Consider the following 12,621-nt stretch of genomic DNA (forward strand, 5'->3'; position numbering starts at 1 on the left):
ACCAAGACTCCTTGGCCGTCTAACTATAGGTCGGCACCGTCGTCTCGGCTTGGGTGGGAGGCGTTCATTTCATTGCTCGAACGCGATGGCCAAATTGCGTGCAGCAGTCGCTGCGTCCGGCGTCGGCATGAAGGCGACGTAGTCGCGTTTCATCGCCTTCACGAAGCGCTCGGCCGTCCCGTTACTTTGCGGGCTGCACACCGACGTGGTCAATGGCTTCAGGCCGGTGGTCACTCCGAACCGACGCGTGTCATCAGCCGTGTAGCCCGAACCGTTGTCGCTCAGCCACTCGATTTCTGGCGGGGTATGTGTGTCTTGTTACCTCAAGAAGTCAGGATACCTATTGATATGGGTGGGATTTATCTCGACTTGTCGCGTGGTTGATGCGGTCTGCTGGTTGTTGTTCTGCTGGTGTGAATTTGCTTCGGCGGACGGCGCAAGCCATATGACGGACGAGTGTCCAGAAGGCTGCAATATGTCCGAGCCGCCCGATTGGGTTCGCGTGAGGCAGCAAGTCACTTGCCGTTGTTCGCTTGAGCCATCCGCGGTTGTGCAGAAGTTGTGTATGCAACTTATATGCGGGGCATGTCCATTGTCGCGACAAAAGAAATCACACCCTGTGATTTTTGCTAGGTTTTTGTCAATTTCGGACGTGTCTTATGTGATTTTCTCCGAGTGCTCGGTAAATTCGACGCAGGAGAAATTCCGTTCGATGGAGATGAAACGTGCAGGACGATACCTCAGGCAAGGATGTCGCTCGCTTTGGCGATTCAACGGATCACGACGGCACGGTCATTCACGTCGCGGACAACGTTATGCGCGGGGGATTTCGGGCGTTGTCGAGTGGTGATGAATGCGGCAGTGGGGCAGTATTTGGCCTGCTTGGATCATCAGCGTCCCTTCGTGGCAGCGAGGCCCTTCGCGAGCTCGATGACAATAACGTTGCTGTGGAGGACGAAAATATTATTGCGTCACTGTACAGTCAATACCTCAGATTTCTCGATGATCCGCTTTCATTGGCCGAGTGGGCAATCTCTTATACACCGGAAGCCACGCCATCTGCGTTGCCCGTGCAGGCTGAACCGGGATTGGGTTTGCTCACTATGGTGGAGTTGCCGCCGCAACCGGTTAAGCCGGTTGCCAAGCCCCAGGGGATCATGGAGCTACTCAGGCCGCCGGTCAAACTTGAACAGCTGTTCGGCGACCTCAGTGGGGCACCGGACCTCTGTGAACCGGAGCAATGGAACGACGTGCTGAGTCTGTTCGCGCCTGCCGAATTCCTCGCAGCCGCATCACGCCATGCTGCCCAGCGGCCACCCGAACTGACGCGACGCGAACATCATATGGTCGCAATGGATAGCCCCGTGTCCCTGCCGGTCGGGTTGTTGCCTGATAGCGAAACGTCCTGACGAGTCAGTCTGCATACGCTCGCCGAGTAGCCCGATACGATCCATCTTATTGTCGGAATCACCATGTCCAACGCGTTTGACGTTCAAAAACTATATCCGGTCATGCAGAAATTCAGCCGGCCCCGAACGCTCTCTATCAGTGGGGCGGCCGTCCCGTTATCGCACAATGGCGAACCTGTATTGCAACTGGTTGCGATCGAAGGCGAGGAAGAACTTTCCAAAATCTACACCTACGATTTGGAGGTTAAAACCTCGCTCGATGCGGGGTTGAGTGACGAAGAGGCGGCGAATCTCAATACGCTCGACATGATTGGGAAGGAACTGACCGTCACCATCCAGCTTGACGGGATGGGCACTTTTGTCCCTGGAATGCCAGGGGCGACCGGTGCAGCAAACGTCGGACGCGGGTTACGCGAAATCAGCGGGATTATCACGGCAGTGAGTTTTTCCGGTCAGTCAAATCGACAGAGTAGATATCGACTCAAATTGCAACCGTGGATCGCGCTAGCTGAGAAACGCTCGGATTACAGGATTTTCCAGAATAAGTCTGTTATTGAAATCATTCACGAAGTGCTGAGCGACCACTACCTCTACTCGTGGGACATGCGGCTAAGCGAGTCCTATCCGAAGCTGGTCTATCAGGTCCAGTATGGCGAAACCGACTTTCATTTTATCCAGCGTCTAATGGAAGAAAACGGGATTTACTGGTTCTTCGAGCATTCAGATACCGTGCATCGCATGGTCCTGGTGGACCAGTTGGGGGCGCACAAGCCGGTTGACAGCGAAGCCTATCAGACGCTGTCGTACTATCCGCCAGGCCGCAGGGTTGATATGGAGCACATCGACAACTTTGATACGACTGCACGTATCCAGTCAGGTCAGTGGACCACGAACGATTTCGACTTTACGCGGCCAAGGGCAAATCTCGAGGCCCAGATTCAGTTGCCGCAGGACACCTCGCACAATACGCTTGAACGCTACGAGTGGCCTGGCGACTACACCGAGCGGGAGGCCGGTGAGCAGTTTGCACGGATACGCATGCAGGAAATGCGTGCCCTGGGTGAGCGGGGCACTGGCGGTGGGCATGTGCGGAACGTTGTGTGCGGGACGACTTTTACGTTGGCGGGCTTTCCGCAAGCCGATGCAAACCGCGAATACCTTGTTATCCGGGCTCGGCTGGATGCGGCTGAACTCGACGGGGCAACCGATACCGGCGAATACCGGATTCGGACACGGTTTGAAGTGCAGCCGGCCACGACCGTTTTCCGTCCACCGCGCACGGTCAGCAAGCCACGCACAACCGGTCCGCAGACGGCCATTGTCACGGGGGCCGACGGGAGCGAAATCTACACGGACCAGTACGGCCGGGTGAAGGTGAAGTTCCACTGGGACCGCTCGCCAGTACATGATCAGACATCATCCTGCTGGCTGCGAGTCTCCTATCCGTGGGCAGGCAACAACTACGGGACCATCAGCGTTCCGCGGGTCGGCTCGGAAGTGATAGTGGACTTCGAGAACGGCGACCCTGATCGGCCATTTGTGACGGGGCGGCACTACAACGCGCACAACATGCCGCCGTGGGAGTTGCCCGCCAATGCGACCCAGAGCGGCACGCTGACGCGCTCCACCGATGAAGGCGGCTACGAAACCGCCAACGCGCTGCGGTTCGAGGACAGGAAAGGCAGGGAGGAAATATGGCTCCACGCCGAAAGGGATATGCGAACCGAAGTTGAAAACGATGAATCGCATACGGTTGGGCATGATCGCGCGAAGACAGTCGGACATGATGAATCGGTGACGATTGACAACGATCGTACGGAAAAAGTCGGCCGCGGCGAACAGGTCGAGATTGGTGTAGATCGTCGTCACACCATTGGCCAGGATGCGTTCCTTTCGGTTGGGCGCGATCACCGCATCCAGATCGGCAAGGATCGAATCGAGGAAACGGGCAACAATCGCAAGGACACCATTGCGGCCAACTTCCTGGTCACGACTGGCGGCAACGCCGAACACAAGGTGCAGGGGCGTCACCAGATCGAGGCGGGGCAGGCTATTGAGCGCAAGACCCGTATCTACCAGCTACAGGCGGGCGACAAGGCTGAAATCATCGGCCCAGCCGGAAAGATCACGCTCGACGGTGAGGGCGTCACGATTGAAGGAGTCCGGATCAAGCTGAAGGGGCCGGTCCAGACCGAGACCGGCTGGGTCAAGAATGCCCTGGACATGCGCTCAGACGTGAACAAGGGCGATCCGTTCACACCGGACTACTTCCCGTTTTCAGGCTGACGCCTGCCGTTCATTCCATCAAGGAACCGTGTCTCGTGATTGTGACTTTCCCGTTTGAAGACGATCCTTATTACAGCGCCCCGCAGCCAGCGTCTTACCCGCAGTCAGCCAGTGCCGCGCTGAGTACGCCAGCACTTGTCCGCAAATATATTGATCTCGCGAAGCACGTCGCGGGAGGTGTATTCCCGGTGGGGCGCAACCGCTTCTGGCACGGCGGCGTACACCTGAGCGGAAAAAAGCCGGTGCGCGCGGTCGCGGACGGCACCATCGTCGCGTTCCGACTGGATCGGGACTATATCGACAGCGAACTCGACCGGCAGATCAAGGCGGCCGCACCCGTGAAGGCGTCAGCGTCGAAAGCCAAGCCACAGCCGTCATCGCCCCGACAGTTCAGCAGCAGCTTTGTACTGATTCGGCACGAGTGCGAGGTCAATAGAGGCGGCGGTGAAATGCAGCCTGTGGAGGGCGTTTCGCAGGGTGTCAGCGCGAGCATCCCCAGATACATCGGGGCACACTTCTACTCGCTCTACGCGAATCTGCTGCCGCAGAAGCAGTTGCAGAACAAGGCAGTCCTGCCGCCGTTTCTCACGACCACCAATACAATTGTTCCGGTTGCCGCGTTGCGCGGGGACGAAGTAACGGTAAGCGCGGTGATCGATGACGGGCATCACATGGTCAAGATCAGGATTACTGACATCAATACCCGCAACAGTGGCGAGGGATGGATCGAGCGCATGTATCTGGACGTGGAGCCAGGCGCTCCACTGAGGCCCGAGCAGAAAATCCGGCTGGGCTACCCCATTTCATTCATGTATTGCTGCCATCCTACGGAAAAGCGGTGGATGCCGTTGGACTGCACTTTCTCATTGGAGTATCCGGTCAGGGCCGGACAGGTGATTGGTTACGCCGGGATAACGGACGGTGATCTTGGCCCGGTGGCGGACAGCTTCCACTTCGAGATTTTTACGGGTGAGAACAAGTTGGTGAAGCAGATGAAGCCGCTTGTTCCGCTGAACATTATCAACCCAAGTTCGTCGTACCAGGGGTATGCGGATGGGCAGAAAAGCGATGGTATGGGGAAGGTGTGGTTGACGCGGAATGCAACGCTGGCAAAAGATGTTTTTTCAAGTGAGGGTGGATTATCCGCGTCAAGCATGCAAGTGTTTCCAGCCGGCTCCTGCTTTTTTGCAGCGATACCCTGCGGGTTGGATGGAACGAAGCCTGATTTGGTTAGCGACCTGATATGTTTCAAGCTATTTGGAATGAATGGAAGCACCTACTACGCGTACGCCGATCAAGCGAGGGCCGTAGCCGATGGGCGGGAATTTGTCCGCGACGCGTGGGTGACGCTGACTACCGATAGCGACTGGGTAGCGCGGGGATGGCAGGCCTATGAGGATAGCGAACTGAATACGACAGACGACGGCTTCGTTGAGGACGACGATGCGGTCATGCAGAAAATCCTGTCCGCCGCACACAAGTCTTCTGCGAGCCTGAGTCTCGATGATCTTCATGCTGATGGCGTTGACGCGATCTTGCGCACCGCTGCTGTCCGGTTTCACACCGAATGGGACAGCAGTAACAACAGCAAGCGATACGACAAACTTCAGCAAGGTGCCCATCCGCCGCTTCCGCAATTATCCGACAGCCAGTTCAAGGCGTTCTTGCAGGATATTCAGCGTCAGCAGTTCTGGAGCGACGCGAAGGTACAGCAGGATGGTGTGAACAATGCCATGAAGCCGCTATCCACGCCGATGGATACGAAGAACTGGCATTTCCATCCAGTGGGCTTTCTGGCCCAGATGCGGGAATGTCTCGCAACGGACGCAACGCTGTCCGAGGAGGCGTTCGAACTGGAAATCCGGCAGAGCTGGATAACCTGCCTGAGGCTGATCGAGAAGCGCCTCAAACAACTCGAACCCTGGGCGGACGCCAACGCCGCCATGCCTGATGCGCCCTCGGCGCGGGCGCCAGTCGTCAGGGAATATGCGACTCTGCAAACGATTCACAATGTTGCCCATCACGATCTCTGGTCGAACTTCGAATACTGGTTTGGCGTGACGCCCAATGACATCGCTGCTCCGGAGACGTTGCACGGACAGCTTGCAGCCAAGCCTGCCGGGCATCACATCCATAACTACCTGAAAGGCATGCGGGAGTTCTTCCGCCATATATCCATGCAGCGGGTGGTCAAGGGCGCACTGGGTTTTGAGGCAGGTGCCTATGTGCAGCCGGGGTTGTATCCAGTCAAGGCGCTCAAGCCCGCCCAATCAGGCTTCCGGATGGAATACGTCAATATCGCCTGCCAGTATGGTCCATTCTTCCGAAGCTTTAATAACAGGGATCCGGTCGATCAGAACCGTATGGAAATCCAGTTGCACGAGGTGGCGCATTTGCAGAATACCGCTCATGCCAAGGACCAGAAGATCGATGTTAACGGGGCACACGACCCTGACAGATACAACGGAAAGACCGCCTATGGGGCACGCGCGGCACGGGTACTCGCCGAATTCACGCCCAACAGGGCGTTAGCTAATGCCGAAAGTATTGCATTTTTTATCGAGAGCGCAAAGGATGAAACCTGACCGTCTGACAATGAACGGCGTTCGCACCATTATTTCGATTGGAGGGATGGTGGCACTGGTCGGCTGCTCGTCTCTTGCGGAACAGCAAGCGGCGCCGCCTTCGAACCAAAATACGAAAAGTTCTATGACCGACAAGCAAAGTGGAAACCAGACGGGTGTCGTGCCGAATGAACGGGTGAGTTGGGTCAAGAATCCGCTGATCACGCAGATCAGGTTCCATGACGCAATCGTACGTGACGACAGCATTAAAATGCGGTACTACCTTTCCTATATCAATCCAAGTAAACGGGACGTTAAGTGGACCGGTAAACCGACACCTGATGGTCCTGCAATGCGGCTGTATTCGGGGGGCAAGGAGATTAAGCCTGCCCCGCCTAAGTACAGTGGTATTGAGCCTTATGTCGCGGCTCCCCGGGACGAAGATATAAAGCGATCTACCCATGTGGTGAAGGCAAAGGAGAAATGGGTAGGCGAAGTTGCAGACGAATTTGTGATCTTGAATAGCCAGTTCCTTCCTGGCACGCACGTCTACGAGATGGTCTACTGGCATACGCAACTCGACTGGATTGACGTGCGCGAGGTTCTGGACCGTACCGATACGGGCAAGGGCAGGATGATGTACCCGATCACGGATAACGCGCCGTCGAACCGCCTCTATTTCAGGGTCTACAAGCCGACCGATGAAGAAGCGCGTGAGGGGCGGCACATTGAATTCCTCGGCGAAGTGGATGCCCGTACGCAGGTCCCGGCGCTGCCGTACGCCCGTCCGGGTGACTACGCGCCAAAGACCGGCTATTGGGCCGCGACGGGCAAGAGCATCGAACGGCTCGGCGGCTATCACGAAGTGTTCGTGAAGGAAGGGGATTCACTGCCGAACCTGCCGGGGGACCGGGGCGTGGACCCCTTCAGCTTCCAGTGGAAGTACGTGGGCGAACAGAGTGCCGCCGCTGGAAAGTAACGGGTACTCGCCGAGTTCACGCCCAACAGGGCGTTAGCGAATGCCGAAAGTATTGCATTTTTATCGAGAGCGAAGGATGAAGCCCGACCGTCTGACAATGAACGGTGCTCGTCTCGTGGTTTCGATCTGGGGGATGGCGATGCTGATCGCCTGTTCATCCCATACGGAGCAGCGCGCGGTGCCGCCTTCGAACCAAACTACGAAAAGTTCTATGACCGACAAGCAAAGTGGAAACCAGACGGGTGTCGTGCCGAATGAACGGGTGAGCTGGGTCAAGAATCCGCTGATCACACAGATCAAGTTTCATGACGGAAAACTGGGTAGCAACTACGTCGAAATTCGCTATTACCTGTCTTATGTCAATCCAAGTAAGCAGGACGTTAAGTGGACTGGTAAACCGACACCGGATGGTCCTGCAATGCGGCTGTATTCGGGGGGCAATGAGATTAAACCCGCCCCGCCTAAGCATCGTGACATTGAGCCCTATGTCGCGGCTCCCCGGGACGAGGAAATAAAACTGTACGCCAACAAGGTTAAGGCTGAAAGCAAATGGACTTCAGATGGCCCCGGTGAATTTGTGATTATGAACAGCCAGTTCCTTCCTGGCACGCACGTCTACGAGATGGTCTACTGGCATACGCAACTCGACTGGATTGACGTGCGCGAGGTTCTGGACCGTACCGATACGGGCAAGGGCAGGATGATGTACCCGATCACGGACAACGCGCCGTCGAACCGCCTCTATTTCAGGGTCTACAAGCCGACCGATGAAGAAGCGCGTGAGGGGCGGCACATTGAGTTCCTTGGCGAAGTGGATGCCCGTACGCAGGTCCCCGCGCTGCCGTACGCCCGTCCGGGTGACTACGCGCCAAAGACCGGCTATTGGGCCGCGACGGGCAAGAGCATCGAACGGCTCGGCGGCTATCACGAAGTGTTCGTGAAGGAAGGGGATTCACTGCCGAACCTGCCGGGGGACCGGGGCGTGGACCCCTTCAGCTTCCAGTGGAAGTACGTGGGCGAACAGAGTGCCGCCGCTGGAAAGTAACGGGTACTCGCCGAGTTCACGCCCAACAGGGCGTTAGCGAATGCCGAAAGTATTGCATTTTTATCGAGAGCAAAGGATGAAACCTGGCCGTCTGACAATGAACGGCGTTCGCACCATTATTTCGATTGGAGGGATGGTGGCACTGGTCGGCTGCTCGTCTCTTGCGGAACAGCAAGCGGCGCCGCCTTCGAACCAAACTACGAAAAGTTCTATGACCGACAAGCAAAGTGGAAACCAGACGGGCGTCGTGCCGAATGAACGGGTAACGTGGGTCAAGAACCCGCTGATCACGCAGATCAGGTTTCATGACGGAAAGCTTGGCAGCAACTATGTCGAAATACGGTACTACACCACATACATAAATCCGAGCGATGGGGACGTTAAGACAACGGGCAAGCCCACGCCGGATGGTCCTGCAATGCGGTTGTATTCGGGAGGCAGGGAGATTAAGCCTGCCCCGCCTAAGTACAGTGGCATTGAGCCTTATGTCGCGGCTCCCCGGGACGAAGATATAAAGCGATCTACCTATGTGATGAAGGCAAAGGAGAAATGGGTAGGCGAGGTTGCAGACGAATTTGTGATCTTGAATACCCAGTTTCTTACTGGCACACACATTTATGAAGTCGTCTACTGGCATACGCAACTCGACTGGATTGACGTGCGCGAGGTTCTGGACCGTACCGATACGGGCAAGGGCAGGATGATGTACCCGATCACCGATAACGCACCGTCGAACCGCCTTTATTTCAGGGTCTACAAGCCGACCGATGAAGAGGCGCGTGAGGGGCGGCACATTGAATTCCTCGGCGAAGTGGATGCCCGTACGCAGGTCCCCGCGCTGCCGTACGCCCGTCCGGGCGACTACGCGCCAAAGACCGGCTATTGGGCCGCGACGGGCAAGAGCATCGAACGGCTCGGCGGCTATCGCGAAGTGTTCGTCAAGGAAGGGGATTCACTGCCGAACCTGCCGGGGGACCGGGGGGTGGACCCCTTCAGTTTCCAGTGGAAGTACGTGGGCGAACAGAGTGCCGCCGCTGGAAAGTAACGGCAGATCAATATCACCATCGGAGATTTTCATGCGACCCGTTGTGCTTGTCGGCCATCGCCATGTCTGTCCGCTGCACGGACCCGGAACTGTTATCAGCGGCACGGACGGCGTGACCGTCGGGGGGAGAAAAGCGGCCTGTGTCGGTGACTCTACGAGTTGCGGTGCTGTCATCGTCACCGGGGGCGTAACCACGTTTGGCGGCCGGGCGGTCGCCCGCGAGGGTGACACCACCAGCCACGGCGGCACGCTGGTCGAGGGCGATAACGGCTGGTTGCTTGATTGAGCGGAACAGGGAAAGCACGCCATGATTCAGCTTCCAGGCAGACATGCTCCGGGCGACGCATCGGCGTCCGCTGAGTCGCGGCAGGCAAAGTTCTTCGCGCTTTCGCGTCTTACTTTGACGCGACGATCAGAGCAACGCACTTGGCTACGCCGAACAGCCGCATCGGTGTTTGGGGGTAGGGCATTTGCCGCCGGGGACGATCCAGCCACCCAACCGGGATGGCTGCAACGTGCTTCTGCAATCGGGTTGGGCCGCCCGCCAGGGACGATTGATTACTGGACCGGACAACCAGCCGTCAGGATGTTTTCTTGAACTTCGCCGGGCAGGTCATGCCCTCACGCCGTGCAGATACCGGCCACGCCGACTTTCTGGAACAGGTGCGGGCTCGCGACGGCGGACGACGGATAGGCCGGCAGCACGAGGATCGCTGCATCCAGGTCAGCCGAACTGAAGTCGCCGGCGATGTCGCGGACATGCTGTTGCCACCGCCCGACCACGGCCTGATAGGACGCCTCGCCGAGAGACGTCGGCGCGTGCAAAGGGGAACGCTTGTGTGCCGGATCGGGTAGCGACCCGATCAGCCCTTCGCCGGTCAGCACGTCGATCTGTTTCAGCACCGCCTGCCGACCGGCCTGCGGGTCGAGCGAATCGCCGACGACAACTGAGTCGAGTGCGTAGCTGATCTGCCGGGCGCATTTGCCGCGCACGCACGACAAACCCTTTTCGATCAATGGCTTGGTGCCGTTAATGGACGGTTGTCCACAAGCTTGCCAACACAATCTGTGGAAAAGCCTTGCGTCGCGCGGCGTCAGGCCGGCTGCGTAAAGCGCACCGTGACGGTCAGCCCGCGTCCGCCGTGCGTAGTGCCGAGCGCGACGGTCGCGCGATGCTGTTCGGCGATCCGCTTGACGATCGACAGCCCGAGCCCGCTGCCCGACGACGTGACGGCCTGCGCGCCTTCACCGCGATAGAAGCGCTCCCACACGTCGGTGCGTTCGGCTTCCGGAATGCCGGGGCCGTCGTCGGCGACTTCGAGCACGGGCGTCTCGCCGTCGATGCGCGCCGACACGTCGACGCGCGCGCCTTCGCCCGCATAGCGGATCGCGTTGTCGACGAGGTTGTTCAGCAGCGCGCGCAATGTGTCGGCGTTGCCCGATGCCATCACGGGGGCGTCGACGATCGCGCCGAGATCGATGCGGTGCGCATCGGCGACGCGCGCGCGGTCCGACACCACCGAGCGGCACAGCGCGGCGAGATCGACCGGCGCCGATGCGGCGGCGGCCGCCTGCGCATCGGGTTCGAGGCGCGCGAGCGTCAGCAACTGTTCGGCGAGGTGGCCGAGGCGCGTCGTGCCCGCATGGATTTGCGCGAGGATATGCTCGCGTTCCTCGGCCGTCGCTGCACGCCGCAGCAGTTCCGACTGGATCGACAACCCCATGATCGGCGTGCGCAGTTCGTGCGCGGCATCGGCGATGAAGTGCCGCTGCAGCGTGAACGAGCGGTCGAGGCGTGCGAGCAGATCGTTGATTGCTTCGGCAAGCGGGCGAACCTCGTTCGGCATCGATGCGACGTCGACCGGCTCGAGGTTGTTCGCATTCCTGCGTTTCAGGCCGGCCGCGATCGCCCGCAATGGCCGCAGCCCCGCGCCGATGCCGAACCACAGGCCGAGCGCGAGCAGCGGCAGCATCGAGAACACCGGCCACAGCAGGTGGACGGCGATGCCCGCGATCGCTTCCCATCGTGCGTGGCGTGCCTGCGCGAGCCGGATCGTCGTGCCGCCTCGCTCGGTCACATAGGTGCGCCAGGGCTGGCCATCGACGTCGACGCTCGCGATGCCTTTCTGCTCGGGCGGCGGCAGCTTCGAATCGCGGTCGGTCGAATACACCAGCGTGCCGTTGCGCCACACCTGCAGCAGCACCGCATCGGGGTCGCTCGCTTCGAAGCCGTGCTTGCCCTTGGCGTGGTTGCTGAACGACAGCTCGCCGTTCGGGCCGACGACGATCTGTTTCGACATGCTGCGCATCTGGTCGTCGAGCAGGTCGTCGAGTTCGCGCAGCGCGCCCCAGTAGGTGCCGGCGCTCGCGACCAGGCCGATCACGCACGCGGCCGGCAGCAGCCACGTCAGCAGGCGCCGCCGCAGCGACGCGTTGCGCCAGCGCGCGACCGCGCGTTGCATCCGCGTCACGTGCCGTCACCGATCCGGTAGCCGACGCCGCGCACCGTGCGGATCATGTCGTGGCCGAGTTTCTTGCGCAGGTTGTGGATATGCACCTGCACCGCGTTGCTCTCGATTTCCTCGCCCCAGCTGTACAGCCGTTCCTCGAACTGCTCGCGCGAAATCACCGCGCCCGGTTCGCGCATCAGCTCGTGCAGCAGCACGAATTCCTTCGGCGACAGCGGCACTTCGTCGTCGTCGAGCCAGACGAGGTGCTTGACGGGGTCGAGCCGCAGCGGGCCGATCGCGAGCGTCGTCTGCGCGCGGCCCGCATGGCGGCGGCTGACCGCGCGGATACGGGCGAGCAACTCGTCGAGCTCGAACGGCTTGACGAGATAGTCGTCCGCGCCGCTGTCGAGGCCCGCGATGCGGTCGGGCACGCCGTCGCGCGCGGTGATGATGATCGCGGGGAGGGTTTCGTCGCGGCGGCGCAGCGCGGCGAGCACCGACAAACCGTCGCGGTTCGGCAGCCCGAGATCGAGCAGCAGCAGCCCGTAGCTGGTCGCACGCAGCGCGAGCGACGCGGCGTCGCCGTCCTTCACCCAGTCGACCGCGAAGCCTTCCTGTTTGAGGCCCTGTTCGAGCCCGCTGCCGATCAGCGGATCGTCCTCGACGAGCAGTACGCGCATGGATTGGTGTCTCTCCAACGGGGGCGCGGCAGCGCCCGAGGTTCTCATGATAAGCGCACGCGTCTTAGGCGGAGCTTAAATGCGGGCGGCGTGCGGCGGGCTTTCGTACTCGTCCTATGCGGCAGCGTGTCACTTGGGCGCGACCTTCAGGTTTGCTTAATCT

Annotated in this window: 10 protein-coding genes and 1 pseudogene; 7 read left to right on the forward strand and 4 right to left on the reverse strand. The window is 59.5% G+C overall.

Annotated elements, in window-relative coordinates:
- Window positions 1–72: 72 nt before the first annotated feature.
- Window positions 73–309: pseudogene (locus tag HWX76_RS34025) on the reverse strand (IS3 family transposase); the annotation flags it as partial.
- 416 nt (window positions 310–725) lie between these two features.
- On the opposite strand from HWX76_RS34025, the gene HWX76_RS34030 reads away from it, so the two are divergent.
- The 7 genes from HWX76_RS34030 (at window position 726) to HWX76_RS34060 (ending at window position 9,614) form a co-directional block, all read left to right on the forward strand.
- Window positions 726–1,409 carry a TagK domain-containing protein gene (locus HWX76_RS34030; protein WP_176016998.1) on the forward strand — a complete coding sequence of 228 codons (684 nt, stop codon included), beginning with the start codon at window positions 726–728 and terminating at the stop codon, window positions 1,407–1,409.
- A 63-nt stretch (window positions 1,410–1,472) separates the two neighbouring features.
- The gene (tssI, locus tag HWX76_RS34035; RefSeq protein WP_244138067.1) at window positions 1,473–3,695 is read left to right on the forward strand and encodes a type VI secretion system tip protein TssI/VgrG; all 2,223 of its coding nucleotides are present in this window, start codon (window positions 1,473–1,475) and stop codon (window positions 3,693–3,695) included.
- Window positions 3,696–3,730: 35 nt separating this feature from the next.
- Entirely contained in the window at window positions 3,731–6,280 is a 2,550-nt protein-coding gene (locus HWX76_RS34040; RefSeq protein WP_124630656.1) for a hypothetical protein, read from the forward strand.
- Entirely contained in the window at window positions 6,270–7,238 is a 969-nt protein-coding gene (locus HWX76_RS34045) for a hypothetical protein (protein ID WP_244138068.1), read from the forward strand. Before HWX76_RS34040 ends, HWX76_RS34045 begins: the two co-directional genes overlap by 11 nt.
- 76 nt (window positions 7,239–7,314) lie before the next feature.
- The gene (locus HWX76_RS34050; RefSeq protein ID WP_244138069.1) at window positions 7,315–8,283 is read left to right on the forward strand and encodes a hypothetical protein; all 969 of its coding nucleotides are present in this window, start codon (window positions 7,315–7,317) and stop codon (window positions 8,281–8,283) included.
- 211 nt (window positions 8,284–8,494) lie between these two features.
- Complete coding sequence (locus HWX76_RS34055) at window positions 8,495–9,328, forward strand: hypothetical protein (RefSeq protein WP_244138070.1); 834 nt, start codon at window positions 8,495–8,497, stop codon at window positions 9,326–9,328.
- A 31-nt stretch (window positions 9,329–9,359) separates the two neighbouring features.
- Window positions 9,360–9,614: a PAAR domain-containing protein gene (locus HWX76_RS34060; protein ID WP_080334425.1), complete on the forward strand. Its 255-nt coding sequence runs from the start codon at window positions 9,360–9,362 to the stop codon at window positions 9,612–9,614.
- Between the two features lie 335 nt (window positions 9,615–9,949).
- Here HWX76_RS34060 and HWX76_RS36860 read toward each other — a convergent pair whose 3' ends face one another.
- The 3 genes from HWX76_RS36860 to HWX76_RS34080 all read right to left on the reverse strand — a co-directional run bounded on the left by HWX76_RS36860 (window position 9,950) and on the right by HWX76_RS34080 (window position 12,458).
- Window positions 9,950–10,297: a MarR family winged helix-turn-helix transcriptional regulator gene (locus HWX76_RS36860; RefSeq protein WP_235356329.1), complete on the reverse strand. Its 348-nt coding sequence runs from the start codon at window positions 10,295–10,297 to the stop codon at window positions 9,950–9,952.
- Window positions 10,298–10,422: 125 nt separating this feature from the next.
- Window positions 10,423–11,799 carry an ATP-binding protein gene (locus HWX76_RS34075; protein WP_176016999.1) on the reverse strand — a complete coding sequence of 459 codons (1,377 nt, stop codon included), beginning with the start codon at window positions 11,797–11,799 and terminating at the stop codon, window positions 10,423–10,425.
- Window positions 11,796–12,458, reverse strand: coding sequence for a response regulator (locus HWX76_RS34080; RefSeq protein WP_050018128.1), 663 nt, complete (start codon window positions 12,456–12,458; stop codon window positions 11,796–11,798). The genes HWX76_RS34075 and HWX76_RS34080 overlap by 4 nt, the downstream gene beginning before the upstream one ends.
- Window positions 12,459–12,621 lie beyond the last annotated feature (163 nt).

The sequence above is a fragment of the Burkholderia sp. BCC0398 genome (genome assembly GCF_902833245.1).
Taxonomy (GTDB): domain Bacteria; phylum Pseudomonadota; class Gammaproteobacteria; order Burkholderiales; family Burkholderiaceae; genus Burkholderia; species Burkholderia sola.

Excerpts from the sequence above, each read along its gene's own strand:
- tssI (WP_244138067.1), top strand. The coding sequence starts at position 1,473 with ATGTCCAACGCGTTTGACGTTCAAAAACTATATCCGGTCATGCAGAAA.
- HWX76_RS34045 (WP_244138068.1), top strand. The coding sequence starts at position 6,270 with ATGAAACCTGACCGTCTGACAATGAACGGCGTTCGCACCATTATTTCG.
- HWX76_RS34050 (WP_244138069.1), top strand. The coding sequence starts at position 7,315 with ATGAAGCCCGACCGTCTGACAATGAACGGTGCTCGTCTCGTGGTTTCG.
- HWX76_RS34055 (WP_244138070.1), top strand. The coding sequence starts at position 8,495 with ATGACCGACAAGCAAAGTGGAAACCAGACGGGCGTCGTGCCGAATGAA.
- HWX76_RS34060 (WP_080334425.1), top strand. The coding sequence starts at position 9,360 with ATGCGACCCGTTGTGCTTGTCGGCCATCGCCATGTCTGTCCGCTGCAC.
- HWX76_RS34080 (WP_050018128.1), bottom strand. The coding sequence starts at position 12,458 with ATGCGCGTACTGCTCGTCGAGGACGATCCGCTGATCGGCAGCGGGCTC.